The organism is Pseudomonas sp. PDM25 (assembly GCF_019219045.1).
Classification (GTDB): domain Bacteria; phylum Pseudomonadota; class Gammaproteobacteria; order Pseudomonadales; family Pseudomonadaceae; genus Aquipseudomonas.
Map to the genome: position 1 here is coordinate 79,993 of NZ_JAHUWL010000009.1, position 26,182 is coordinate 106,174.

The 26,182-nt window shown below is 60.4% G+C and carries 24 protein-coding genes; 19 read left to right on the top strand and 5 right to left on the bottom strand.

Annotation, left to right across the window (positions count from 1 at the left end):
• Window positions 1-2: 2 nt before the first annotated feature.
• Window positions 3-629 (bottom strand): alanyl-tRNA editing protein, encoded by a 627-nt coding sequence (locus KW848_RS18355; RefSeq protein WP_218537655.1) that lies wholly within the window; start codon window positions 627-629, stop codon window positions 3-5.
• A gap of 90 nt (window positions 630-719) precedes the next feature.
• Here KW848_RS18355 and KW848_RS18360 point away from each other — a divergent pair, with 90 nt between their 5' ends.
• Window positions 720-1,718 (top strand): LysR family transcriptional regulator, encoded by a 999-nt coding sequence (locus KW848_RS18360; protein ID WP_218537656.1) that lies wholly within the window; start codon window positions 720-722, stop codon window positions 1,716-1,718.
• 117 nt (window positions 1,719-1,835) lie between these two features.
• On the opposite strand, the gene KW848_RS18365 is transcribed toward KW848_RS18360, so the two are convergent.
• On the bottom strand, window positions 1,836-2,243 hold the full coding sequence (locus tag KW848_RS18365; protein ID WP_008152400.1) for a PA2817 family protein: 408 nt from the start codon (window positions 2,241-2,243) through the stop codon (window positions 1,836-1,838).
• An 87-nt stretch (window positions 2,244-2,330) separates the two neighbouring features.
• The gene (locus tag KW848_RS18370; protein ID WP_218537657.1) at window positions 2,331-4,778 is read right to left on the bottom strand and encodes an acyl-CoA dehydrogenase; all 2,448 of its coding nucleotides are present in this window, start codon (window positions 4,776-4,778) and stop codon (window positions 2,331-2,333) included.
• A gap of 249 nt (window positions 4,779-5,027) precedes the next feature.
• Between KW848_RS18370 and KW848_RS18375 the strand changes: the two genes are divergently transcribed.
• The 4 genes from KW848_RS18375 to KW848_RS18390 all read left to right on the top strand — a co-directional run bounded on the left by KW848_RS18375 (window position 5,028) and on the right by KW848_RS18390 (window position 8,196).
• Entirely contained in the window at window positions 5,028-5,687 is a 660-nt protein-coding gene (locus KW848_RS18375; RefSeq protein WP_218537658.1) for a transglutaminase family protein, read from the top strand.
• Between the two features lie 43 nt (window positions 5,688-5,730).
• Window positions 5,731-6,354 carry a glutathione S-transferase family protein gene (locus KW848_RS18380; protein WP_111451760.1) on the top strand — a complete coding sequence of 208 codons (624 nt, stop codon included), beginning with the start codon at window positions 5,731-5,733 and terminating at the stop codon, window positions 6,352-6,354.
• A gap of 133 nt (window positions 6,355-6,487) precedes the next feature.
• Complete coding sequence (locus KW848_RS18385; protein WP_192411014.1) at window positions 6,488-7,420, top strand: ABC transporter ATP-binding protein; 933 nt, start codon at window positions 6,488-6,490, stop codon at window positions 7,418-7,420.
• Window positions 7,417-8,196 (top strand): ABC transporter permease, encoded by a 780-nt coding sequence (locus KW848_RS18390; RefSeq protein WP_192411013.1) that lies wholly within the window; start codon window positions 7,417-7,419, stop codon window positions 8,194-8,196. Before KW848_RS18385 ends, KW848_RS18390 begins: the two co-directional genes overlap by 4 nt.
• A gap of 162 nt (window positions 8,197-8,358) precedes the next feature.
• On the opposite strand, the gene KW848_RS18395 is transcribed toward KW848_RS18390, so the two are convergent.
• Window positions 8,359-8,877 (bottom strand): DUF2062 domain-containing protein, encoded by a 519-nt coding sequence (locus tag KW848_RS18395; RefSeq protein ID WP_218537659.1) that lies wholly within the window; start codon window positions 8,875-8,877, stop codon window positions 8,359-8,361.
• Between the two features lie 135 nt (window positions 8,878-9,012).
• Here KW848_RS18395 and KW848_RS18400 point away from each other — a divergent pair, with 135 nt between their 5' ends.
• From KW848_RS18400 to KW848_RS18455, 12 genes are all read left to right on the top strand, one after another.
• The gene (locus KW848_RS18400) at window positions 9,013-11,235 is read left to right on the top strand and encodes a DNA internalization-related competence protein ComEC/Rec2 (protein WP_218537660.1); all 2,223 of its coding nucleotides are present in this window, start codon (window positions 9,013-9,015) and stop codon (window positions 11,233-11,235) included.
• A 98-nt stretch (window positions 11,236-11,333) separates the two neighbouring features.
• Window positions 11,334-11,969 (top strand): MotA/TolQ/ExbB proton channel family protein, encoded by a 636-nt coding sequence (locus tag KW848_RS18405; protein ID WP_165934036.1) that lies wholly within the window; start codon window positions 11,334-11,336, stop codon window positions 11,967-11,969.
• The gene (locus KW848_RS18410; RefSeq protein ID WP_008152382.1) at window positions 11,966-12,397 is read left to right on the top strand and encodes a biopolymer transporter ExbD; all 432 of its coding nucleotides are present in this window, start codon (window positions 11,966-11,968) and stop codon (window positions 12,395-12,397) included. Before KW848_RS18405 ends, KW848_RS18410 begins: the two co-directional genes overlap by 4 nt.
• Window positions 12,397-13,407, top strand: a complete 1,011-nt coding sequence (lpxK, locus tag KW848_RS18415) for a tetraacyldisaccharide 4'-kinase (protein WP_218537661.1) — start codon at window positions 12,397-12,399, stop codon at window positions 13,405-13,407. The genes KW848_RS18410 and lpxK overlap by 1 nt, the downstream gene beginning before the upstream one ends.
• A gap of 23 nt (window positions 13,408-13,430) precedes the next feature.
• Window positions 13,431-13,616: a Trm112 family protein gene (locus KW848_RS18420; RefSeq protein ID WP_007945752.1), complete on the top strand. Its 186-nt coding sequence runs from the start codon at window positions 13,431-13,433 to the stop codon at window positions 13,614-13,616.
• Window positions 13,613-14,377 carry a 3-deoxy-manno-octulosonate cytidylyltransferase gene (kdsB, locus tag KW848_RS18425; RefSeq protein ID WP_008152377.1) on the top strand — a complete coding sequence of 255 codons (765 nt, stop codon included), beginning with the start codon at window positions 13,613-13,615 and terminating at the stop codon, window positions 14,375-14,377. Before KW848_RS18420 ends, kdsB begins: the two co-directional genes overlap by 4 nt.
• Window positions 14,377-14,841: a low molecular weight protein-tyrosine-phosphatase gene (locus tag KW848_RS18430; RefSeq protein WP_111451767.1), complete on the top strand. Its 465-nt coding sequence runs from the start codon at window positions 14,377-14,379 to the stop codon at window positions 14,839-14,841. The genes kdsB and KW848_RS18430 overlap by 1 nt, the downstream gene beginning before the upstream one ends.
• On the top strand, window positions 14,838-15,857 hold the full coding sequence (murB, locus tag KW848_RS18435) for a UDP-N-acetylmuramate dehydrogenase (RefSeq protein ID WP_218537662.1): 1,020 nt from the start codon (window positions 14,838-14,840) through the stop codon (window positions 15,855-15,857). The genes KW848_RS18430 and murB overlap by 4 nt, the downstream gene beginning before the upstream one ends.
• Window positions 15,858-16,100: 243 nt before the next feature.
• Window positions 16,101-16,571 carry a (2Fe-2S)-binding protein gene (locus KW848_RS18440; protein WP_218537663.1) on the top strand — a complete coding sequence of 157 codons (471 nt, stop codon included), beginning with the start codon at window positions 16,101-16,103 and terminating at the stop codon, window positions 16,569-16,571.
• The gene (locus KW848_RS18445) at window positions 16,568-18,889 is read left to right on the top strand and encodes a xanthine dehydrogenase family protein molybdopterin-binding subunit (RefSeq protein ID WP_218537664.1); all 2,322 of its coding nucleotides are present in this window, start codon (window positions 16,568-16,570) and stop codon (window positions 18,887-18,889) included. The genes KW848_RS18440 and KW848_RS18445 overlap by 4 nt, the downstream gene beginning before the upstream one ends.
• On the top strand, window positions 18,889-19,872 hold the full coding sequence (locus tag KW848_RS18450; protein ID WP_218537665.1) for an XdhC family protein: 984 nt from the start codon (window positions 18,889-18,891) through the stop codon (window positions 19,870-19,872). Before KW848_RS18445 ends, KW848_RS18450 begins: the two co-directional genes overlap by 1 nt.
• Window positions 19,869-20,459: an NTP transferase domain-containing protein gene (locus KW848_RS18455; protein ID WP_218537666.1), complete on the top strand. Its 591-nt coding sequence runs from the start codon at window positions 19,869-19,871 to the stop codon at window positions 20,457-20,459. The genes KW848_RS18450 and KW848_RS18455 overlap by 4 nt, the downstream gene beginning before the upstream one ends.
• Before the next feature lie 186 nt (window positions 20,460-20,645).
• On the opposite strand, the gene rne is transcribed toward KW848_RS18455, so the two are convergent.
• Window positions 20,646-23,864, bottom strand: a complete 3,219-nt coding sequence (gene rne, locus KW848_RS18460) for a ribonuclease E (protein WP_218537667.1) — start codon at window positions 23,862-23,864, stop codon at window positions 20,646-20,648.
• A gap of 700 nt (window positions 23,865-24,564) precedes the next feature.
• Between rne and rluC the strand changes: the two genes are divergently transcribed.
• A complete protein-coding gene (rluC, locus tag KW848_RS18465) occupies window positions 24,565-25,527 on the top strand; it encodes a 23S rRNA pseudouridine(955/2504/2580) synthase RluC (RefSeq protein WP_008152351.1) in 963 nt (320 codons plus the stop codon).
• Entirely contained in the window at window positions 25,514-26,176 is a 663-nt protein-coding gene (locus KW848_RS18470) for an HAD-IA family hydrolase (RefSeq protein ID WP_192411004.1), read from the top strand. Before rluC ends, KW848_RS18470 begins: the two co-directional genes overlap by 14 nt.
• The last annotated feature ends 6 nt before the right edge of the window (window positions 26,177-26,182 follow it).

Consider the following 26,182-nt stretch of genomic DNA (forward strand, 5'->3'; position numbering starts at 1 on the left):
GCTCAATCCACGCTGTAGTGGACTGACAGCGTTCCCTTCTTCAGTGAAAGGGACGCGATCGTGACCGTGCCCAAATCCTTCAGGCTGCGTACATGGGTGCCGCCACAGCCGTAGGCGGGCAGTTCACCGAAACCGATTTCCCGGGCGCCTTCACGCATCGACATCAGGCGCGGCAGATCATGGGCGATCCACTGCTCGATGCCGTGCTGAATCATCTCGGCATCAACCTCTTTTGCCGACTCTGCCGGTTTGAATTGCACGCGTCCTTCGCCCGGCCAGTGATGAGCCTTGATCGGCATCCAGCCCATGGCCTGGACGAAGTGGCCGATCAGGTGGCCGGCGGAATGCATGCGTGAATTGAACTGGCGGCGTTGTTCGTCGACCCGAATCTGAGTCATGCCCGGTTTTACCGGATGGTCGACGAAATGAATGATCCGGTCCGGATCCTGAACAACCCGCAGTATTCGGCTTTCGCCGATCCAGCCGGTGTCAAAGGGCTGTCCACCGCCCTGGGGGTGAAACAACGTGGCGCGTAGCACCACGGCAAATTCGTTCTCGTGGGGCGTGCAATCCAGGACTTCCACATTAGCCTTGAGGTCATCACTATGGAAAAAGAGGCGAAGCGTCATATTCCATGCCCTTATTAACAATTCTATTTTTATTATATGGAGCGTGGAATTGCGTGATAATCCGTTCAAACATCAAAGGACTGTTGCGCTGTGAGCATAAATCTTCCACTACCGCTGCTCGGTGAAATGGCGATCTTCGTCAAGGTTGTCGAGACCGGCAGCTTCTCCGAGGCTGCTCGACAATTGGGTTCTTCTCCCTCAGCGGTCAGTCGCAGCATTTCGCGTCTGGAGAAGGCGCTCGCCACCCGTTTGCTGCAGCGAACCACGCGCAAGCTGCGTTTGAGCGACGGTGGCGAGGAGGTGTTCAAGCGTTGCCAGGAGATGGTCAGCGCCGCCAAGTCGGTGATGGAGATCAGCGGTCAGTTCACCCATGAAGCCGAAGGACGGGTGCGCGTCAGTGTGCCGAAGGCGGTGGGGCGTTTCGTGATTCATCCGCATATGCCGGAATTTTTGCGTCGCTATCCCAAAGTGGATGTAGAGCTGTTACTTGAGGACCGCCAGGTGGATTTGATCGACGACAACGTTGATCTGGCGATTCGTATTACAGATCGGCCACCTGCTGGGCTGGTCGGTCGGCAATTGCTCACCATCGATCACATGCTCTGTGCAACGCCGCAATACCTGGCCGAACACGGCACACCGACCCATCCCCACGACTTGCTCAACCACAGCTGCATCTATCTGGGCGAAACGCCGAGCGATGCACGCTGGAAATTCAAGAAAGGCACCAAGGCTGTCACCGTTGGCGTGCGCGGACGTTATGCGGCCAATCACACCGGTGTGCGGTTGGGCGCAGTGTTGCAGCACATCGGGATTGGCAGCCTGCCGTACTTCACCGCGCGTTATGCGCTGGAACAGGGGCTGATCGTGCAGGTGCTGCCGGACTGGACCTTTCTGGCGTCCTACCACGGCGGTGCCTGGTTGCTGCATTCGCCAACCCGGTATTTGCCCCCGAAGTTACGGGTGCTGATCGACTATCTGGTGGAGTGCCTGGAAAAGGAGCCGACCCTGAGCAAGCCGGGCAAGTTGAGTGGCTCGGTTAGGGGCGCGGCGGAGTATGAGTTGCCCGAGAGTGATGGATTGCTCTGACAGACGCCTTCGCGGGCAAGTCGAAGGGGCCCGACCAGCCACTGCATCACTTGAAGCAAGGCACAAAAAAGGCCCGCATGAATCACCATGCGGGCCTTTTGCATTTCTGACCGAGGATCAGTGCTTGCTGTCGTCTTTCGACATCGCCAGCAGCTGTTTTTCCTGGTTCCAGTCGAACGGTTCGTCGTTTTGTTCAGCTTCGAAACGACGTTCTTCCAGTGCCTGATACAAGTCGATTTCATCGTCGGGCATGTAATGCAGGCAGTCACCGGCGAAATACCACAGCAGGTCGCGCGGGACCAGGTGGGCGATTTGCGGGTAGCGGGTGATCACCTGGCACAGAATGTCCTGGCCCAGGTATTGGCTTTCGATCGGGTCGACCGGCAGCAACGCACGCAGTTCGTCGAAGCGCTCCAGGAACAAGGCATGGCTTTCTTCGGGAACCTGTTCGGCCTCACCTACGGCGACCAGGATGCTGCGCAGGTGGTCGAGCAAGACAAGATGATCGGCAACGACATTGGACACGAGATAAGTCCTCAAGAGCAAAACGGGCGCGGGAGTATAAAGCGCCCGCGCCCATTTTTACAGGTAGAAGGCACATGGTAAGCGGGATCAGCGGACCTTTCCTTTGCCCAGCGCCAGTTCCTTTTTGTCGAAATCATCGACATCAATCACCTTGCGCCGCGCCGCTTCGGCGTCCCGCAGGGTCTGCGCTTCCCTGGGCTGCAACACACCGGCTTCAAGCGCTGCGTCGATGACGTGCTCCCCAGCGACCGGTTTGACCTGGCCACTTTTGAGCGCGACATGAAGCTTTTTGCGCAGCGGTTGCGCGGCACTCAGCAGGTTACACGCATGTTGCAGGGCGCCAACCGGGTCATCAGTGGATTGCGGCCGGTAGCAACCGCCGAGCAACTCTTCCAGGGTCGGATCGCCCTTGGCGCGGCCGATCACCGCCGCCACTTCGGCGCCGAGTTTGTCCGATGGCCCTTTGTGACGACGACCGAACGGGAACACGATCACCCGCAACAGGCAACCCAACACTTTGTTCGGGAAGTTGGTCAGCAGCTCATCCAGTGCTCGTTCCGACTGCCCCAGGCTTTCTTCCATGGCCCAGGTAAACAGCGGTGCCATGTGCCCCGGTGAATCGAGGTCGTGGTAACGCTTGAGCGCGGCGGAGGCGAGGTACATGTTGCTGAGCACATCCCCCAGACGTGCCGACAGACGTTCGCGTCGTTTCAATTCGCCGCCCAGCAGCATCATGCTCAGGTCGGCGAGCAGGGCGAACGCAGCCGCCTGGCGATTGAGGGCGCGGAAGTAACCCTGGCTGAGCTTGTCGCCTGGCGCGTGTTCGAAGTGACCGAAACCAAGGTTCAGCACCAGCGTGCTGGCGGCGTTACTCACGGCGAAACCGATGTGTTTGAGCAGCAGGCCATCAAATTCAGTGAGTGCCTGATCCTTGTCTTCACGACCGGCGAGGGCCATTTCCTTAAGTACGAAGGGATGGCAGCGAATCGCACCCTGGCCGAAGATCATCAAGTTACGCGAGAGAATGTTCGCGCCTTCCACTGTGATGAAAATCGGCGCGCCGTTCCAGCTGCGACCGAGGTAGTTGTTCGGCCCCATGATGATTGCCTTGCCGCCATGAACATCCATGGCGTGGCTGATGCACTCGCGGCCGCGCTCGGTGAGGTGATACTTGAGAATTGCCGACAGCACCGATGGCTTCTCGCCCAAATCCACCGCATTGGCGGTGAGCATCCGCGCGGCATCCATCATCCAGGCGTTGCCGCCGATACGGGCCATCGCTTCCTGAATGCCTTCGAAGGCCGACAAAGGAACGTTGAATTGTTCACGGACCTGAGCGTACTGGCCAGTCACCAGGCTGGTGAACTTGGCGGCGCCGGTGCCGACCGCTGGCAACGAAATCGAACGCCCGACCGACAGGCAGTTCATCAGCATCATCCAGCCTTTGCCGAGCATTTCCTGGCCGCCGATGAGGAACTCCAACGGTACGAACACATCTTTGCCGGAGTTCGGGCCGTTCATGAATGACGCGCCCAACGGCAAGTGGCGGCGGCCGATTTCGACACCGGCGGTATCGGTCGGGATCAATGCCAGGCTGATCCCCAGGTCTTCCTCCTCACCCAGCAAGTGATCCGGGTCGTAGGCCTTGAACGCGAGGCCGAGCAGGGTGGCGACAGGACCCAGAGTGATGTAACGCTTTTCCCAGTTCAGGCGCAGGCCCAGGGTTTCCTTGCCTTCCCATTCACCTTTGCAGATCACCCCGGTGTCGGGCATGGAGCCCGCATCAGAGCCGGCCAGTGGCCCGGTCAGTGCGAAGCACGGGATGTCATCGCCGCGCGCCAGTCGTGGCAGGTAGTGGTTGCGTTGCTCGTCGGTGCCGTAATGCAACAGCAGTTCGGCCGGGCCGAGGGAGTTGGGGACCATCACGGTAGAGGCAAGGTCGCCGCTGCGGGTCGCCAGTTTCATCGCCACCTGGGAGTGGGCATAGGCGGAGAAACCCTTGCCGCCGAACTCCTTGGGAATGATCAGGGCGAAGAAGCCGTTTTCCTTGATGTAGGTCCAGGCTTCGGGAGGCAGGTCCATGGTTTGACCGATCTGCCAGTCGCTGACCATGGCGCAGAGTTCTTCGGTCGGGCCGTCGATGAAGGCCTGTTCCTCTTCGCTCAGCTGCGCTTTTGGATAGGCCAGCAGTTTGTTCCAGTCCGGGCGACCGCTGAACAGTTCACCGTCCCACCACACCGTGCCGGCATCGATTGCATCGCGTTCGGTTTGCGACATCGGTGGCAGGGTTTTCTGGAACCAGCTGAACAGCGGCGCGCTGAAAAATTTGCGGCGCAGGTCGGGCAACAACAAGGGCGCAGCCACAGCCGCGATCAACACCCAGAGAACCAGCAGCAACCAGCCTGGCGCGCGGCTGAAAGCGCCCATCGCCACCACGTAAACGGCAACGATGCACAGGGCGGGCAACGGGGCGACACGACGGTGGGCTAAATAAGCAATCCCGACAACCAGAACCAGTATCCACAACAGCAGCATATTTAATCCTCCGTGAAACCAGGGCAAAACCAACTTTCAGAGCTTAGACGGCATCCGCAAAACAGGGTGGTCAGAGCGATGTGATTGAATTCGTGGGAAACCTTCGATGAGTTTTGTAGGCCCAGTGGGCAACAGGCCGCGGAAATCGTTCGTTGGGCGGTCGGCAAAGCGCCCATGTTTGGCCGAAACGTCGTTATCTCTGTGCTGAACGTGTCGCTAGACTCGTGGCTTCCCCTGGAGATTGTTCTCATGCACGCGTATCTGAGTCCCGGCCGCTTCATCGATAGTGACCACTCGTCGGTGGTGGAGTTCGCCGAAAAACATCGCGGCAACAGTCGTGACCCTCTAGAGCAGGCGATCAATCTCTATTACGCCGTGCGCGAAGCCGTGCGTTACAACCCTTACACCTTCAGTCTCGACCCGAATACCTTGCGCGGCAGTTATGCGCTGGCAGCGGGGGAGAGTTATTGCGTGCCCAAAGCCACGCTGCTGGCCGGTGCCGCCCGGCATTGCGGGATTCCCGCGCGGATCGGTCTGGCGGATGTGCGCAATCATTTGTCGACGCCGCGGTTGCTCGAGTTGCTCAAGAGTGACGTGTTCGCCATGCACGGTTATACGGAACTTCACCTGAACGGCCGCTGGGTCAAAGCCACGCCAGCGTTCAACCAAGGCTTGTGCGACCTGTTCAATGTCGCACCCCTGGAATTCGACGGCATCAACGACAGCGTTTTCCATCCGTTCAATCGCGACGGAGAGCAATTGATGGAATACCTGATCGACCACGGCCAGTTCACCGACGTGCCTGAAGCGTTCTTTTTCGAGCACCTGGAGAAGTGCTATCCGCATCTGTTCGGCGACCAATCGCCCGTGCTGCCGGGTGACATGCAGAGCGATTTGAGTCGCGCCTGATCCGGCGTATGCTGCCTGCGCATTCATCCATAAAGAGGCGGTCATGCTGAAGATCTGGGGTCGGAAAAACTCGTCGAATGTCAGAAAACCTTTGTGGGCCGCCGAGGAGCTGGGCCTGGCCTATGAAGCCATCGATGCCGGCGGCGCCTTTGGTGTAGTCGATACGCCGCAGTACCGCGCGATGAACCCCAATGGCCGCGTGCCGGTGATTGAAGACGAAGGTTTCGTGTTGTGGGAATCCAACGCCATCGTGCGTTACCTGATGGCTCGCCACGCCAGCGGCACGGCCTGGTATCCAGAGGATCTGCAGTCCCGGGCTTCTGCCGACAAGTGGATGGACTGGACCACTTCAAGTTTTGCCGGACCGTTCCGCACGGTGTTCTGGGGCGTATTGCGTACCCCGGAAGACCAGCAGGACTGGCCCGCAATCAACGCCGCGATCAAGGAGTGCGATGGCCTGCTGTCCATGGCCAACCAGGCGCTGGCGACCCAACCCTACCTGTCCGGTGATGAGATCGGCATGGGCGACATTCCTCTGGGCAGTTTCATTTATGCCTGGTTCGAGATGCCGATCGAGCGCGCACCGCAGCCTCATCTGCAAGCCTGGTATGCACGCCTGAAACAGCGTCCGGCGTATCAGAAAGCGGTTATGACCGCGTTGACTTAATACTCACTATCGACACGCTTGACTGTACTTGTGTGGCGGCGGCAAGCACCATTGCGCTCGTGCGCCGCGGTTGTATTCGTCGCCGCCCACCCTTATTTGTCCCTTTCTTCCCTTCTTGGTGCGTAAATCCGATATGAGTTCCGCTCTGTCCATCCGGCAGCTAACCAAAACCTACGGCAACGGTTTCCAGGCCTTGAGTGGTATCGATCTGGACGTCGCCGAAGGTGACTTTTTCGCCTTGCTCGGCCCCAATGGCGCCGGCAAATCCACGACCATCGGCATTCTCTCGACCCTGGTGAACAAGACCAGCGGGACGGTGAATGTTTTCGGTCACGATCTGGACAAGAATCCTGCGCAGCTCAAGCGCTGCATCGGCGTCGTGCCCCAGGAATTCAACTTCAACCAGTTCGAAAAAACCTTCGACATCGTCGTGACCCAGGCCGGTTATTACGGCATCCCGCCGAAAATCGCCAAGGAACGTGCCGAGCAGTACCTCACCCAACTGGGCCTGTGGGACAAGCGCGATGTCCCGTCACGTTCACTGTCCGGCGGCATGAAGCGTCGACTGATGATCGCCCGTGCGCTGGTTCACGAACCACGCCTGCTGATCCTCGACGAACCGACGGCGGGTGTGGACATCGAACTGCGTCGCTCGATGTGGACGTTCCTCACTGAGCTGAACAAGAAAGGCATCACCATCATCCTCACCACCCACTACCTGGAAGAGGCTGAGCAGTTGTGCCGCAACATCGGCATCATCGATCACGGCACCATCGTCGAGAACACCAGCATGAAACAGTTGCTCAGCCAACTGCATGTGGAAACGTTCCTGCTCGACCTCAAAAACACAGTGCAAACCGCGCCGCAGTTGCTTGGTTACCCGACCAAGCTGCTCGACAGCCACACCCTTGAAGTTCAAGTCGACAAGGCCATGGGCATCACCGCGCTGTTCACCCAATTGGCGCAACAGAACATCGAAGTGTTGAGCCTGCGTAACAAAACCAATCGCCTCGAGGAGTTGTTCGTGTCCCTGGTGGAGAAAAATCTGTCGAAGGTGGCGGTATGAGTTCCGAGCTGCAACCCAATCTCGTTGCCCTCAACACCATCGTTTACCGAGAGGTCAGGCGCTTTACCCGGATCTGGCCGCAGACGTTGCTGCCGCCGGCCATCACCATGGTTCTGTACTTCGTGATCTTCGGCAATCTGATCGGCCGGCAGATCGGTGACATGGGTGGTTTCACCTACATGGAGTACATCGTGCCGGGGCTGATCATGATGTCGGTGATCACCAACTCCTACGGCAACGTGGTCTCGAGTTTCTTCGGCAGCAAGTTCCAGCGTTCCATCGAAGAATTGATGGTGTCGCCGGTGTCGCCGCATACGATTCTGATCGGTTACACCCTGGGCGGCGTACTGCGTGGCTTGATGGTTGGGGTCATTGTGACCCTGCTGTCGCTGTTCTTCACCCAATTGCAGGTGCATCACCTGGGCGTGACCATTCTGGTGGTGGTGCTGACGGCGACGATCTTCTCGCTGCTGGGCTTCATCAACGCCGTGTTTGCGCGCAACTTCGATGACATCTCGATCATCCCGACATTTGTGCTGACACCGCTGACTTACCTGGGCGGGGTGTTCTACTCGATCTCCTTGCTGCCGCCGTTCTGGCAGACCGTGTCCCTGGCCAACCCGGTGCTGCACATGGTCAACGCCTTCCGTTACGGCATTCTTGGCGTTTCGGACATCAGGATCAGCGTGGCGATCACCTTCATGCTGGTGGCGACCGTGGTGTTGTACATCGGTTGCGCACGGCTGCTGGTCAGTGGTCGCGGGATGCGTACCTGAGGAAGACCGAGTCGCCTGCTTCGTCGGAACGCCGCCCGGACCAAGCCCGCTCCCACAGTGGGTTTGTGTCGTTCACAGATCCAATGTGGGAGCGGGCTTGCTCGCGAAGGCGCCAGTCCAGACACCAAAAAAACGGCCTTCCAAGCGGAGGCCGTTTTGCGTTTACGGCATCCGTTTTTTCTGGCGCCGCCGCCACTGCCGTCCTACCCACCAGCGCCAATACATCATGGTCAGGCAATAGGCGAGCGCGCCGAGCACCAGTCCCGTCACCACCGAGCCGAGTAAAAACGGCTGCCAAAGCGTCGAGAGTTCGCCGCTGATCCATTCCCAGGTCAGCTCGTCCGGCAAATGGCGGGTGGGAACGTCCATCAGCCACGCTCCGGTCTGGTAAGTGCAGAAGAACACCGCCGGCATGGTGATCGGATTGGTCAGCCAGACCAGGCTGACCGCAATCGGCAGGTTGCCGCGAACCATGATGGCGAGAATGGCGGCGACCAGCATCTGCAGCGGAATTGGCAGGAACGCTGCGAACAGACCCACCGCCATAGCCCGTGCGACGGAATGGCGGTTGAGGTGCCAGAGGTTCGGGTCATGCAGCAGGGTGCCGAGAAAGCGTAAGGACTTGTGTTCCCTGATGCTGATCGGGTCTGGCATGTAACGTTTGAATAAGCGCCGGGGCATAAGGCTTCTCGGTCGGTTAAGGCGGCAAGTATGTCTGGATTCTATGAGCTGCCCATTCAGACTTTGTGACAATTAATAACGATGCCTGTGCGATTAGCCGGCTATGCCTAGGAGGGGACTCTCAAGGACGGGCGTATGCGCACAGGGATGATGGCGCTGGCGTTGGGTCTGTTGATCCTGCGTTTTTTACCGGTATTACCGCCGGTCTGGTTATGGATGTTGCTGCCGGTCATCGGTTTGATGTTGCTGCCGTTTCGCAGCTATCCACTGGCATTTTTGCTGTTCGGCTTCAGTTGGGCGGGCGCGAATGCGCAGTGGGCGCTGGATGATCGGCTGCCGATGAGCCTCGATGGCGAAACCCGTTGGGTCGAAGGTCGGGTGACGGGATTGCCCCAGAACAATGAGGCCGTCGTGCGTTTCGAGTTGGCCGACGCCCGGTCGCGACACGGCAAGGTGCCGCAACTGATGCGCCTGGCCTGGTATGACGGGCCGCCGGTCAACAGCGGCGAACAGTGGCGACTGGCGGTCAAGTTGAAGCGTCCTGCGGGGCTGCTCAACCCCCATGCCTTCGATTACGACGCCTGGCTGTTGGCGCAACGTATCGGCGCGACCGGGACGGTCAAGGCTGGCGAGCGGCTCAAGGAAGCCCAATGGGCCTGGCGCGACGGCATCCGTCAGCGCTTGCAGTCCGTGGATGCCCAGGGGCGAACGGGAGCGCTGACGGCGTTGGTGCTGGGGGATGGCGCCGGACTGAGTCGCGAAGACTGGCAGGTGCTGCAAGACACCGGCACGGTCCATCTGTTGGTGATTTCCGGACAACACATCGGGTTGTTGGCGGGGCTGGTGTATCTGTTGATCGCCGGGCTGGCCCGTTATGGCCTGTGGCCCAAACGCTTGCCTTGGCTGCCGTGGGCCTGTGGACTCGCGTTCGCGGCCGCTCTCGGTTATGGGCTGCTGGCCGGTTTTGAGGTGCCGGTGCGGCGGGCCTGCGTGATGATCGGCCTGGTGCTGTTGTGGCGCCTGCGATTTCGTCACCTTGGCGCCTGGTGGCCGCTGTTGCTGGCGCTCGACGGTGTTTTGCTACTGGATCCGCTGGCGAGTCTGCAACCGGGTTTCTGGCTGTCGTTCGCGGCGGTGGCGGTGTTGATCTTCACTTTCGGTGGTCGGCTGGGCCCCTGGCGCTGGTGGCAAACCTGGACCCGCGCCCAATGGCTGATCGCGATTGGCCTGTGCCCGTTGCTGCTGGTGCTCGGGTTGCCGATCAGTCTCAGCGGGCCGGTGGCCAATTTGCTCGCGGTGCCGTGGATCAGCGTGGTCGTGCTGCCTCCGGCATTGCTGGGCACGCTGTTTTTACCCCTTCCTTACGTGGGCGAAGGGTTGTTGTGGTTGGCAGGAGGTTTGATCGACCTTTTGTTCAAGGGCCTGACGCTGATGGCCGGGTACTTGCCCGCGTGGGTGCCGGTGGCCATCCCGTTGTGGGTATGGGCACTCGGCACACTCGGTGCCTTTCTACTATTAATGCCTCGAGGTGTGCCGTTTCGCGCGTTGGGTTGGCCGATGCTGCTGTTGCTGGTTTTTCCGCCCCGGGAGCGCTTGCCTGAAGGCATCGCCGAAGTCTGGCAGCTGGATGTCGGCCAGGGTTTGGCCATCCTGGTGCGCACGCGACATCACGCACTGTTGTATGACACCGGGCCACGTTTCGGCGATTTCGACCTGGGCGAGCGTGTGGTGCTGCCGGCATTACGCAAACTGGGAGCGGAGGGGCTCGATTTGATGTTGATCAGCCATGCCGACGCCGATCATGCGGGCGGCGCCCGGGCCGTTGCCAATGGTCTGCCGGTGAAACGGGTGGTCAGTGGCGATCCCCAGGCGCTGCGGGCCGAGTTGCAGGCCGAAGGCTGCGAGAGCGGCAAGCAATGGGTCTGGGATGATGTGAGGTTCCAGCTGTGGCAATGGTCTTCGGCCAGCGACAGCAATCAAAAATCCTGCGTCCTGCAGATAGAAGCCAACGGTGAGCGTCTGTTACTTACCGGCGATATAGACGCCGCAGCCGAGCGGGCGCTGCTCGACAGTCCACTGGCCGTCACCACTGATTGGTTGCAGGCGCCGCACCACGGCAGTCGCAGTTCGTCATCGATGGCGTTGCTTGCCGCGTTGCAGCCCAAGGCGGTGTTGATCTCTCGTGGCCAGGGAAATTCATTCGGTCATCCCCATCCCACAATCATGGCGCGCTATCGAAAGCGCGGCATTTCGATCCATGACAGTGCCGAGCAGGGTGCCATCCGTCTGCAACTGGGACGCTTCAAGCCGCCATGGACGATGCGTCAAGAACGGCGTTTCTGGCGCTCTGCACAGTAACCCGGAGTGATTAAACACCGACTGGATGCGACATCACGGTCTTCGGTGCGCTCACCCCCTATGTTAGAGTGGCGCACTTTTTCGAGGGGGCTGTCACTGTGTGGGAATTGGTCAAATCCGGCGGCTGGATGATGCTGCCGATCATTTTGAGTTCCATCGCGGCCATGGCAATCGTCGCCGAGCGTCTCTGGACCCTGCGAGCCAGCCGTGTGACCCCGGAGCATTTGCTCGGGCAAGTCTGGGTGTGGATCAAGGACAAGCAACTCAATAAAGAAAAACTCAAGGAATTGCGCGCCAACTCGCCGTTGGGCGAAATCCTCGCGGCTGGCCTGGCCAACTCCAGGCATGGTCGCGAGATCATGAAAGAGTGCATTGAAGAGGCTGCGGCACGGGTCATTCACGAGCTCGAACGTTACATCAACGCGTTGGGCACCATCGCCGCCATGGCCCCGTTGCTGGGTCTGTTGGGTACGGTGCTGGGCATGATCGACATTTTCAGCGCGTTCATGGGCACGGGCATGGGTACCAATGCTGCGGTGCTGGCTGGCGGTATTTCCAAAGCGCTGATCACCACGGCCGCAGGCCTGATGGTCGGTATCCCGGCGGTCTTCTTCCACCGATTCCTGCAACGCCGGATCGATGAACTGGTGGTCGGCATGGAGCAGGAAGCGATCAAACTGGTAGAGGTGGTACAGGGTGACCGTGATGTCGACCTGAATGGGGGCAAAGCGTGAAATTCCGCCGTAAACCGCGGGAAACGGTAGACATCAACCTCGCGTCGCTGATTGACGTGGTGTTTATCCTGCTGCTGTTTTTCGTGGTCACCACTACGTTTACCCGTGAAACCCAGTTGCGCGTGGATCTGCCGGAAGCGGTCAGTGGTTCCCCTGCCGAAGACCAGCAGGTCAAACACCTGGACGTTGCCATCAGTGCCGAAGGTGCCTTCTCGGTGAATAATCAGGTATTGCCCAAGAACGACCTGGCGACCCTGATGGACGCACTGCAGAAAGAATCCAGTGGCGACACCAACCTGCCGCTGTCCATCAGCGCCGACGGCAAGACTCAGCATCAGTCCGTCATTACCGCCATGGACGCCGCCGGCAAACTCGGTTTCAGTCACCTGCGCATGACCACTGTCGAGGCGGCGCCGCCCGCGCCCTGATGGCCATGTCCGATCGCTTGCTCGCCGCGTGGTACCAAGGTCATCCGGCCCTGAAGCTGTTGCAGCCGCTGGAGTGGTTGTATCGGCGCGTGGTCATTAACAAGCGCAAGCGTTTTCTGGCGGGTGAGGGCGAGATCTATCAACCGCCGGTGCCGCTGATCGTCGTGGGTAATATCACCGTCGGCGGCACCGGCAAGACGCCGCTGATTCTGTGGATGATCCAGCACTGCCAGCGCAGCGGTTTGCGGGTCGGCGTGGTCAGTCGGGGTTATGGCGCCAAGCCACCCCACTTGCCGTGGCGAGTCGAGGCGGATCAAAGCGCTGATATCGCCGGCGACGAACCGCTGTTGATCGTCCAGCGCACCGGCGTTCCGTTGATGATCGACCCGGACCGCAGCAGCGCCGTCAAAGCCCTGCTGGCGAGTGAGCCACTGGACCTGATCCTGTCCGACGACGGCATGCAGCATTATCGACTGGCCCGCGACCTTGAACTGGTGCTGATCGATGCCGCCCGCGGCCTGGGCAACCAGCGTTGCCTGCCTGCCGGGCCGTTGCGTGAGCCGGTCGAGCGTCTGCAAAGTGTCGACGCGGTGCTCTACAACGGTGCCGATGCCGATCGCGACGGCGGTTTTGCTTTCCAGCTTCAACCCACCGAATTGATCAATCTGCACAGCGGCGAGCGGCGTCCCCTCGACCACTTTCCCGCTGGCCAGGCGCTGCACGCCGTGGCCGGGATCGGCAATCCGCAGCGTTTCTTCACAACCCTCGAAACGTTACACTGGCAACCAGTCCCGCATGCGTTTGCCGACCACGCCGAATACAGCGTGCAGGCCTTGAATTTCACACCGTCATTGCCGTTGGTGATGACCGAAAAGGACGCGGTGAAGTGCCGTGCCTTCGCCGCCGCCGATTGGTGGTACCTGGCGGTCGATGCTGCGCCATCACCGGCTTTCGTGGCCTGGTTCGATACGCAGCTGATGCGCCTGTTGCCGGCTCGTCTTTTGCCTTAAATCCATTTATCCAGGGAATGCTCATGGACACCAAATTGCTCGATATCCTCGCTTGCCCGGTCTGCAAAGGCCCGCTCAAGCTCAGCGCCGACAAAACCGAGCTGATCAGCAAAGGCGCAGGCCTGGCTTACCCGATTCGTGACGGCATCCCGGTGATGCTCGAAACCGAAGCCCGCACCCTGACCACCGACGAGCGTCTGGATAAATGACCACAGCCTTTACCGTTGTCATTCCATCGCGTTACGCCTCCACCCGCTTGCCGGGCAAGCCGCTGCTGCTGATCGCCGGCAAGCCGATGATCCAGCACGTCTGGGAACAGGCGAGCAAAAGCAGTGCTCAGCGCGTGGTGGTTGCCACTGACGATGCGCGCATCGTCGAGGCCTGCAAAGGGTTTGGCGCTGAAGTGGTGCTGACCCGCGAAGATCACAATTCCGGCACCGATCGTTTGGCCGAAGTCGCCGCGAAACTGGGCCTGGCGCCCGACGCCATTGTGGTCAACGTCCAGGGTGACGAACCGTTGATCCCGCCGAGCGTGATCGATCAGGTGGCCGCCAACCTGGCCGCCCACACCGAAGCGCGCATGGCCACGCTGGCCGAGCCGATCGAAGACGTGGAAACCCTGTTCAATCCCAACGTGGTCAAGGTTGTCAGCGACCTTAATGGCCTGGCGCTGACCTTCAGTCGTGCCACTTTGCCGTGGGCCCGGGACGCGTTCGCCAAAAGCCGCGAGCAATTGCCGGAAGGCGTGCCGTATCGTCGGCACATTGGCATCTATGCCTACCGCGCCGGTTTCCTGCATGACTTCGTCAGCTGGGGCCCGTGCTGGCTGGAAAATACCGAATCCCTGGAACAGCTCCGCGCCCTGTGGCACGGCGTGCGGATTCACGTCGCCGACGCGCTGATCGCACCGCCGACCGGCGTCGATACCGTCGAAGACCTTGAGCGCGTTCGTCGCCTGCTGGAGGCCTGATGCGGGTTTTGTTTGTCTGCCTGGGCAACATTTGCCGTTCCCCCACGGCCGAAGGCGTGTTGCGACATAAACTGCGCGAAGCGGGGCTGGCCGATCAAATCGAAGTCGCCTCCGCGGGTACCGGTGACTGGCACGTCGGCAAGGCCCCGGACAAGCGCAGCCAGGCGGCGGCCAAGCTGCGCGGTTATGACCTGTCCGCCCAGCGCGCCCAGCAAGTGTCCCGCGCCGATTTCGCCACCTACGACCTGATTCTGGCGATGGACCACAGCAACCTGCGCAACCTCGAGGCTTTGCAACCGGCCAAGGGCAAAGCCGAGCTGGACCTGTTCCTGCGTCGCTATCAGTCGGAAATAGATGAAGTGCCGGATCCGTACTACGACGGCGACCAAGGCTTTGAGCAGGTACTGGACCTGATCGAGCGCGCCAGTGATTTGCTGGTGATCGAATTGAAGGGACGGTTATGAGTTTGCAGGTCCAACCCCGGGTTTCGCTCAAGCCGTTCAACACCTTTGGCGTCGATGTTCAGGCCCGGCTGTTTGCCGAGGCCCATAACGATGCCGACGTGCGTGAGGCCCTGGCCTATGCGCTGGAACATGACGTGCCGCTGCTGGTGATTGGCGGTGGCAGCAACCTGCTGCTGACGGCCGATATCCAGTCGTTGGTGCTGCGCATGGCCACCCGCGGGATTCGCATCCTGAGCGATGACGGCAGCAAAGTCGTGATCGAAGCCGAGGCCGGTGAGCCTTGGCATCCGTTCGTGCAGCACACCCTGGCGCAGGGGTTGTCGGGACTGGAGAACCTCAGCCTGATTCCCGGCACCGTCGGTGCGGCACCGATGCAGAACATCGGCGCCTATGGTGTGGAGATCAAGGACGTGTTCGCCGGCCTGACCGCGCTGGATCGCCAGACCGGCGACTTGCGTGACTTCACCCTGGAAGAATGCAACTTCGCCTACCGAGACAGCCTGTTCAAACAGGAACCGGGACGCTGGTTGATCCTGCGGGTACGTTTCATCCTGGACCGCGCCGCGCACCTGCATCTGGAGTACGGCCCGGTGCGTCAGCGCCTGACTGAGCAAGGTATCGATCACCCGACCGCCACCGATGTCAGCCAGGCGATTTGCAGCATTCGCAACGAAAAGCTTCCGGACCCGGCAGTGCTCGGCAATGCCGGCAGCTTCTTCAAGAATCCGTTGGTGCCAGCGGCGCTCGTTGCGCAACTCAAAGGTGAATACCCGGATCTGGTGGCCTACGCGCAACCCGACGGGCAGATGAAACTGGCGGCGGGGTGGCTGATCGAGCGGGCCGGCTGGAAAGGTTTCCGTGAAGCCGATGCCGGCGTGCATAAATTGCAGGCATTGGTGCTGGTCAACTACGGCAACGCGACCGGTCTGCAATTGCTGAACCTGGCGCAACGCATCCAGAAAGACATTTCAGAACGTTTTCATGTCGACCTGGAAATGGAGCCCAATCGGTATTGAGGCTACGCTTTCAAGACTGATCCAAAAGCCCTGCACACGTTTAACGGTGCAGGGCTTTTTTGTTAATGCTGGGTTAACTTAGCCACCTAACGATGCAAACGTTTGCTCCACCAAAGGCCCGATGCAGACGCTACCGTCCGTATAAGAGAGCCCATTTAGCCTGAGCCGATCTGCGTGATACCAACCGCCAACCCTGGGCGGCAGATTGCTCGACCCCATAACCAATAATATGCGGGCGTGCCCATGATTACCCTGAAGCTCAATGGTCAAGACCATCAACTCGACGTCACCGAGGACATGCCGCTGCTCTGGGCAATCCGCGACGTGGCCGGTTACAACGGCACCAAATTCGGCTGCGGCATGGGCCTCTGTGGCGCCTGCACCATCCATATCGACGGCGCCCCGGCGCGCAGTTGCATCACGCCGATCGGTTCAGTGGTCGGCCAGAACGTCACCACCATCGATAACCTGCACGCCGACCCGGTCGGGCAAGTCGTCCAGCAAGCCTGGCTCGACACCGCCGTGGCCCAGTGTGGTTTCTGCCAGGGCGGGCAGATCATGTCCGCGACGGCGCTGCTCAAGACCAACCCGAACCCCAGCGACGAACAGATCGAAGAGGCGATGGTCGGCAACATTTGCCGCTGCGGCACGTACAACCGCATCAAGACCGCCATCCACCAGGCATCCACTCACCTGAAGGAGGCCAAGGCATGAGCCAGTTACCGAATGATTTCGCGCTGAGCAACCTCAGTCGTCGCGGTTTCCTCAAAGGCGTTGGCGCCACCGGTGCGTTGGTTTTGGTGGCGAGTTGGGGCTGGCAAGATGCTTTGGCTGCGGAGAAAGACAAGAAATTCGGCGCCGATGGCATGCCCAACGGCTGGATCGACGATCCCAAGGTTTACGTCAGCATTGCCGCTGACGGCAGGGTGACCGTGGTCTGCAACCGTTCGGAAATGGGCCAGGGTGTGCGCACCAGCCTGACGATGGTGGTGGCCGATGAACTGGACGCCGACTGGGCGATGATGAAGGTGCAACAGGCGCCGGGCGACGAAGTGCGCTTCGGCAACCAGGACACCGATGGCTCGCGCAGCATGCGCCACTGGTACGAACCGATGCGTCGCTGCGGTGCTGCTGCGCGGACCATGCTTGAACAAGCCGCTGCCGAACAGTGGAAAGTGCCGGTCAGCGAATGCCATGCGCAACTGCATAAAGTCATCCATAAACCGAGCGGTCGTGAGCTGGGTTACGGCGCCTTGGCCGCCGCGGCGGGTGCGTTGGCTGTGCCGGCGCGTGACAGCCTGCGGCTCAAGCAGCCGTCGGAGTTCCGTTACATCGGCAAGGAAGGCACCAAGGCCATCGACGGTGCCGACATCGTCAATGGCCGCGCCATTTACGGTGCCGACGTTCATTTCGACGGCATGCTCTACGCCACCATTGCACGCCCTGCGGTGTATGGCGGCAAGGTCAAGTCCGTCGACTCCAGTGCCGCGATGAAAGTCCCGGGCGTGATCAAGGTCGTGCAGATCGAAGGTCATCCGCTGCCGTCGGAGTTTCAGCCGTTGGGCGGCGTGGCCGTGGTCGCCAGTAATACCTGGGCGGCGATCAAGGGCCGTGAAGCGCTGAAAATCGAGTGGGATGATGGCCCTAACGCCAGTTACGACTCGATCGCCTACCGCAAGGAAATTGAGGCAGCCTCCCTCAAACCCGGCAAAGTGGTGCGCAATACCGGCAGCATCGACGAAGCCATGGGCAGCGCCGACAGCACGCTCGAAGCGTCCTACTACCTGCCGCACCTGACGCAAGCACCCATGGAACCGATGGTCGCCATCGCCCGCTTCAAGGACGGTGTGTGCGAAGCCTGGGCCCCAAGCCAGGCCCCCCAAGTCACCCGCGAACGCATCGGCGAGCGCCTCGGCATTGCGTTCGATAACGTCACCTTTAACGTCACTTTGTTGGGCGGCGGTTTTGGGCGTAAATCCAAACCGGACTTCATCATCGAAGCGGCCATCCTCGCCAAGGAATTCCCCGGCAAGGCCGTGCGGGTGCAATGGACCCGTGAAGACGACATCCACTGCTCCTATTTCCACACGGTGTCGGCCGAGTACCTGAAAGCCAGCCTGAACAAGGACGGCCTGCCGTCCGGCTGGTTGCACCGCACCGTGGCGCCGAGCATCACCGCGTTGTTTGCGCCGGGCATGAACCACGAGGCAGCCTTCGAACTGGGCATGGGTTTCACCAACATGGCTTACGCGATCCCCAACGTGCGCCTGGAAAACCCGGAAGCGGCGATTCACACCCGGGTCGGCTGGTATCGCTCGGTGTCGAACATTCCTCACGGTTTTGCGATTCAGAGCTTTGTCGATGAACTGGCGCACAAGGCCGGCCAGGATCCGCTCAAGTACCAGATCAAATTGCTGGGCCCGGACCGGCAGATCGATCCGCGCACCTTGAGTGAAGAGTGGAACTACGGCGAATCCCCCGAGCGTTATCCGATCGATACCGCGCGGATGCGCACGGTGCTGGAAACCGCTGCCAAAGCCGCCGGTTGGGGTCGTGAGTTACCCAAGGGCCGAGGTTTGGGGCTGGCGGTGCATTACAGCTTCGTGACCTATGTGGCGGCGGTAATCGAGGTTGAAGTCAAAGACGACGGCACGCTGATCGTGCACAAGGCCGACATCGCAGTGGATTGCGGTCCGCAGATCAACCCCGAGCGGATTCGCTCGCAGTTCGAAGGCGCCTGTGTCATGGGGCTGGGCAACGCGGTGCTGGGGGAAATCAGCTTCAAGGACGGCAAGGTCCAGCAGGACAACTTCCACATGTACGAAGTGGCGCGTATGTCCCTGGCGCCCAAGGAAGTTGCAGTTCATCTGGTCACACCGCCAGGCAATGTGCCACTGGGCGGTGTCGGTGAACCGGGCGTGCCACCGATTGCGCCAGCACTGTGCAACGCAATCTTTGCCGCCACCGGCAAGCGCATCCGCAACTTGCCGGTTCGCTATCAGCTGCAAGGTTGGCAGAAGGCACAAGCCTGATGGACAGCGTCGATCTGAACGTCCTGCGCAGCGTGCTCGAATGGCGCCGCGCCGGTCGGCGGGTGATGTTGTACAGCGTGGTCCAGACCTGGGGCACCGCGCCGCGGGCACCTGGCGCCATGCTGGCGTTGCGTGAAGATGGTGTGGTGATTGGCTCGGTGTCCGGTGGTTGTGTCGAAGACGATTTGATTGCCCGGCTGCATGACGGTCGGATTCCCGCCGATGGGCCGCCGGTGCAGTTGATCACTTACGGCGTCACCCGTGAGGAGGCGGCACGCTTCGGTTTGCCGTGCGGCGGCACCTTGCGCCTGACCGAGGAGCGGGTCGGCGATCCGGCTTGGGTCGCCGAGTTGCTGGCGCGCTGCGAGGCGCATGAAATCGTGGCTCGCTCGCTCAGTGTCGAGACGGGTGAAGTCACGCTGCAACCGGCTGACAAGACGGATGTCCTGACGTTCGATGGTAAGACGCTACGGGCCATTTACGGCCCGCGTTGGCGGCTGTTGCTGATCGGTGCGGGGCAGTTGTCCCGGTATGTCGCCGAGATGGCACGGCTGCTGGATTTCGAAGTACTGATCTGCGATCCGCGCACCGAGTTCGTTTACGGCTGGGAAGAGCAGCACGGGCGATTTGTTTCGGGTATGCCCGATGACGCGGTGCTCAGCATCCAGACTGACGAGCGCACGGCCATCGTCGCACTGACCCACGATCCTCGCCTCGATGACATGGCCTTGCTCACTGCTTTGGACTCCAGGGCGTTTTATGTCGGTGCACTGGGGTCGCGGGTCAACAGCTTGAAGCGCCGGGACAATCTGGCTCAGCTAGGCTTGTCACAAGAGGCTATCGCTCGGCTGCACGGTCCGATCGGTTTGCACATTGGCAGCCACACACCGGCGGAAATCGCTTTGTCGCTGCTGGCCGAAATTGTCGCGATCAAGAACGGTGTCGAGCTCAAGCAGAAGAAGCTGTTGCAGGAGGGCGTATGAGCGAATCCATCGGCGTCATTGTGCTGGCAGCGGGGCAGGGCCGTCGGTTTCGACAGGAGGCCGGTGCCGAGCGGGACAAGCTGGTGGCGGATTGCACGGGGCGCGACGGCGCTGTGCATTCGATGATCGAGCAAGTGCTGGTGAATTTGCCGGCGTCTCTTGAGAAGCGCGTCCTGGTGACCACGGTGGATCGACCGCAAGTGATCCGCATGGCCAAGGCTTATGGTTGCGAAATTGTGCTGATTGAATCGACCGGCATGGGCGACAGCATCGCGGCCGGGGTGGCGGCATGTCCGCAGCTCGGTGGCTGGCTGATTGTGCTGGGGGATATGCCGTTCATCTTGCCGTCGAGCATCGAGCGGGTAGTGGCGAGTATTTCCGACGATTGCATCAGCGTGCCGGTGCATGAAGGCGAGTTCGGGCACCCGGTGGGATTTGGGCGCAGCTTTGGTCCGGCGTTAATGGCGTTGTCCGGCGATCGAGGGGCCAAGGCGTTGTTCGCGCAGGCGAGAGTAGTCGAGGTGGTCGTGGACGATCCTGGGGTGTTGTGGGATGTGGATGTGCCAGAGAAATTGAACTTCCAGTAGCCTCGACATAGATCCAATGTGGGAGCGGGCTTGCTCGCGAAAGCGGTGAATCAGCTTGCATCAATGTCGAATGTGAAACCGCTTTCGCGAGCAAGCCCGCTCCCACATTGGATCACGGTGATATTTACGGGCATAAAAAAAGCCCCGCCTGGATCACCAGGCGGGGCTTTTTAGTGGCCGATGGAATCAGACGAGAGGTTTAGGCTCGTGTTCTTTTTCCAGGGCTTGCTCGTGTTGCTCTACCGCTTCCTGAACGGAGCGCGGTGCTTCTTCGATCACTGATTCAGCGGGTTCGGCAGCAGCGATTTCAGCAGCCGGGGCAGGTGCTGCCTCGATGACTTCAGCGACAACCGGTGCTGGTTCGACAGCCGTTGGAGCAGCAGCGGCAGCCAGTTCGGCTTCCTTCTGCAGACGTTCCTCTTCACGCTTGCGACGACGCACTTCACGTGGGTCGTTCGGCGCACGGCCACTTGGCGTCAGGGCGCTGACAGGGGCGGCTTCGACTTGCGGTGCGGCCACTTCGGCAACAACCGGCGCTTCAACCACCGGAGCAGGCTCGGCAGCAGCAACCACTGGCTCGGACACCATGGCCTCGGCTTCTGGCGCTTCGGCGACAGGTGGCTCGGCAACCCAGTTGAACGCCGTTTGCTCTTCGCGAACTTCACGGACAGCTTCGGAGACTGTTTCGCTGGCTGTTTCGGCAGCCGGTTCTGCGGCAACTACTGGGTCAGCGGCAGCTTCGAATACAGGCTGTGCTTCACGAACCGGGGCCACTTCGATTTCCGGAGCGGCGGTGGCTTCGACCGGAGTCGTTGCTTCAACCACTGGCGCTTCCACTGGAGCCGTTTCCAGAGTGGCGGCAGTTGCGCGTTCGGCTTGCTCGTTAGCCTGTGCTTCGGCTGGAGCGCTGATCACGGTGCTGGCAACGGCTGCGGTAACAGCCAGGCCGGCGGCCAGATCGGCTGCGCTTGGCGCTTGGCTGGTTTCAGCAGCTTCATTACCTTCGGCGGACTCGGATTCTTCCGAGCCTTCGATCACGTTACCGTTGGCATCGCGTTGACGCTCGCGACGGTTGCTGCGACGACGCTGTCCACGGGAGCGGCGGCGTGGGCGATCGCCTTCGGCGCCGTCCTGACCGTCTTCCTGCAGTTGCTCTTCGTTGGTAACCAGTTCTTCTTCAGCTACAGCGGCAGCGGCAGCGGCTTGGGCTTGCTCGGCACGTGGCTGACGTTCTTCACGCGGTGGGCGTGGAGCACGTTCTTCACGTGGCTGACGAGCTGGACGTTCTTCAACGGCAGCAGCGGTAGCAGCGGCGGCCGGAGCGGCATCCAGAGGCTCACGCAATTCACGAACCGGACGCTCTTCACGATCGCCACGTGGCTTGCGATCTTCGCGAGGAGCGCGCGGTGCACGTTCTTCACGAGGTGCGCGTGGTGCGCGCTCTTCACGTGGAGCGCGTTCTTCGCGGGCGACTGTTACTGCTGGCGTTTCCTCGCGGGCTTCGCGTGGCTCACGTGGTGCGCGCTCTTCACGCGGTGCACGTTCCTCGCGAGGCTTGCGTTCTTCATCGCGGCGACCGTTACGGTTGCGGCTCTGCTGACGACCGTTGCGACGCTCTTCGTTGCGGGCCGGACGCTCGGTGGTTGCCGGTTTTTCAACCACCACCGGAGCAGCAGGCTCTTCCTTGGTCGCGAACAGGCTGACCAGCGACTTCACCAGGCCTTTGAACAGGCTTGGCTCTGGCGCGGCGACCGGTGCGACAACTGGGGCGGCAGCGACGACTTCGGTCGGAACCGGAGCGTTGGCGCGGGCCGGAGCTGTCTTGACCGCGGCTTCCTGGCGAACCAGGGTGCGGGTCGCAGCGGCTGGCTGGACTTCTTCGACTTCGGCAGCGGCAGCAGCGATTTCGTAGCTGGACTGGCCGACCGCGGCTTCCGGGCTGTCATCGCGCAAACGCTGCACTTCGAAATGCGGCGTTTCGAGGTGATCGTTCGGCAGAATGACGATGCGGGCACGGGTGCGCAGTTCTATCTTGGTGATCGAGTTGCGTTTTTCGTTGAGCAGGAACGCGGCGACCGGGATCGGCACCTGGGCACGAACTTCGGCAGTGCGGTCTTTCAGGGCTTCTTCTTCGATCAGGCGCAGAATCGCCAGCGACAGCGATTCAACGTCACGGATGATGCCGGTGCCGTTGCAACGCGGGCAAACGATGCCGCTGCTTTCGCCCAGCGATGGACGCAGGCGCTGACGGGACATTTCCAACAGGCCGAAGCGCGAGATGCGACCGACTTGCACGCGAGCGCGGTCGGCTTCCAGGCATTCGCGGACTTTCTCTTCCACGGCGCGCTGGTTCTTGGCAGGGGTCATGTCGATGAAGTCGATGACGATCAGGCCGCCGATGTCGCGCAAGCGCAACTGACGGGCGATTTCTTCGGCGGCTTCAAGGTTGGTCTGCAGAGCGGTTTCTTCGATGTCGCTGCCTTTGGTGGCGCGCGCCGAGTTGATGTCGATGGACACCAGGGCTTCGGTCGGATCGATAACGATGGAACCACCGGAAGGCAGTTCAACGACGCGCTGGAAAGCGGTCTCGATCTGGCTTTCGATCTGGAAACGGTTGAACAGCGGAACGCTGTCTTCGTAGAGCTTGATCTTGCTGGCGTACTGCGGCATCACCTGGCGGATGAAGGTCAGGGCTTCGTCCTGGGCTTCAACGCTGTCGATCAGCACTTCGCCGATGTCCTGGCGCAGGTAATCGCGGATGGCGCGGATGATCACGTTGCTTTCCTGGTAGATCAGGAACGGCGCGGAGCGATCCAGCGAGGCTTCTTTGATGGCGGTCCAGAGTTGCAGCAGGTAGTCGAGGTCCCACTGCATTTCTTCGCTGCTGCGGCCCAGGCCGGCAGTGCGAACGATCAGGCCCATGTCGGCTGGAGCAACCAGGCCGTTCAGGGCTTCACGCAGTTCGTTGCGCTCTTCACCTTCGATGCGACGGGAAATACCGCCGGCACGCGGGTTGTTCGGCATCAGAACCAGGTAACGACCGGCCAGGCTGATGAAGGTGGTCAGGGCTGCGCCCTTGTTGCCACGTTCTTCTTTTTCGACCTGAACGATGACTTCCTGGCCTTCGCTCAGGACGTCCTTGATATTGACGCGGCCTTCGGGGGCTTTCTTGAAGTATTCGCGGGAGATTTCTTTGAGGGGCAGGAAGCCGTGGCGCTCAGAGCCGAAATCGACAAAGGCAGCCTCAAGGCTTGGTTCGATGCGAGTAATCCGGCCTTTATAGATGTTGGCCTTTTTCTGCTCGCGTGCACCGGATTCGATGTCCAGGTCGTAGAGGCGTTGGCCATCTACCAGTGCAACACGCAACTCTTCGGGTTGAGTTGCGTTAATCAGCATTCTTTTCATGTAGTACCGTCGGTTTCCGGGCTGCCGGAAACGGCGTTCGGCACACACGACTTCTCATGGTCGGTGTCAGGTGCGTCAGGAGTGGTTGGACACTCCAGTGTCTAGCGATGGCGGCCAATGTGGGCCGGCGTCGCGACGTACGCGTCCTGCTTGCTGTGGCTACTTAAGCACTCAGTCAGGAGGAGGAATCAACCAGCGGCTGTGGACGAGATGAAGCGTCTTGATAAAGCCTATTGCTACACAGTCCAGCGGTTGTGCATCTCCACCCTACACGTATCCCTGATAATTCGGGTGCTGCCGCGCGCAGAATCCGCAGCGGGTTGGCATTTACCGTGAGCTCCGAAAGGGGAGGTCACGCATCATGGCTAATTTAGGCGTTGTTTCCGAAGCGTTCGCTCGGGGTTGTTCGTAGCTGACTGCACTTTGTGAACTGGCCGTGAATATTTGCTCGCAAGGCGAGTGAAAACTCTGCTTTGCGGCATGCTTCAGGCCTCATGTCACCTGCGCTCGTTACAACTGCGAACTCTACCGTTTCGTAGCGAAAGCCCCGTAGGACGGCCTCTCGTCCTCGTGAATTGCGTTGGTCAGGGCCGGTTTTTGACCGTTAGTCCGCTGTCCAGGCCACTTTTGGCGGCGTTCGCGACTATAGCAGCAATGATTAAGTGCTTCAATTCCATAAAAAATTGTTATCATCCGCACCATGACGACTACTGCCCCTTCGACCCCAGCCGTACAACTGCTGGAGGTCTCGCCGGAATATGCCGGCCAACGTATTGATAACTTCCTTCTCGCTCGGCTCAAAGGCGTGCCCAAGACCTTGATTTACCGCATTTTGCGCAAAGGCGAAGTGCGAGTGAACAAAGGTCGGATCAAGCCCGAATACAAGCTGCAGGCGGGTGATATCGTGCGCGTGCCGCCGGTTCGCGTGCCTGAGCGTGACGAGCCGGTGCCACTGGCCCAAGGCCTGCTGCAGCGCCTCGAAGCCTCGATTGTGTTCGAGGACAAGGCGTTGATCGTGATCAACAAGCCTTGCGGTATCGCGGTTCACGGCGGCAGCGGCTTGACTTACGGGGTGATCGAAGCCTTTCGTCAGTTGCGTCCCGATTGCAAGGAGCTCGAGCTGGTTCACCGTCTCGACCGTGACACCTCCGGCCTGCTGATGATCGCCAAGAAGCGCAGCATGCTGCGTCACTTGCACACGGCATTGCGCGGCGATGGCGTCGACAAGCGCTACATGGCGCTGGTTCGCGGCAACTGGGCGGCCTCGATCAAGCAAGTCCGGGCGTCGCTCGGCAAAAGCAATCTGCGCTCCGGCGAGCGTATGGTCGAGGTCGACGAGGAGGAGGGCAAGGAGTCGGTGACCGTGTTCAAGGTCCTGCGTCGTTTCGGCGACTTTGCCACCCTGATCGAAGCCAAGCCGATTACTGGCCGGACTCACCAGATCCGCGTCCACACCCTGCACGCCGGGCATTGCATCGCTGGTGACACCAAGTACGGCGATGAAGGCTTCAGCAAAGAAATTCGTGACCTGGGCGGAAAGCGCCTGTTCCTGCACGCCTACCTGCTGACCGTGCCGCTGCCTGATGGCGGTGAGCTGAAGTTGCAGGCGCCGGTCGACGAGATGTGGGCCAAAACCGTGGAGCGCCTGAGTGCACCCATCTGATTACAAGCTGCTGATTTTCGATTGGGACGGCACGCTCGCCGACTCCATTGGTCGGATTGTCGAGTCGATGCATATCGCGTCCGAGCGCTCCGGTTTTCAGTTGCGCGATGATTTTTCCGTCAAGGGCATCATCGGTCTTGGCTTGCCGGAAGCGATTCGCACGTTGTATCCGGAAATTGGTGACGACGAACTGGTGGCCTTCCGTCAGTACTATGCTGATCACTACATCGCCTCAGAAGCCGTGCCTTCGCCGTTGTTCGAAGGGGTGGTCGAGTCGATGGAGGCGTTTCGTGCCGAGGGTTATCACTTGGCGGTCGCGACCGGCAAGGCTCGTCGCGGTCTGGATAGGGTGCTGAAGTCTCACGGCTGGGAGGATTATTTCGATATCACCCGCGCGGCCGACGAAACCGCCAGCAAACCCCATCCGTTGATGCTTGAGCAGATCCTCGCTCACTGCGAGGTTCGCCCGGAGCAGGCGCTGATGGTGGGCGATTCGTCCTTTGACTTGCAGATGGCACGTAATGCCGGCATGGATTCGGTGGCCGTCAGCTATGGTGCGCAATCGATCGAAGCGTTGAAATTATTCGAGCCGGTACTGGCTATTAATCGTTTTTCAGAATTGCGTGCCTGGCTGAGTCAGCGGGCTTAATAGGTT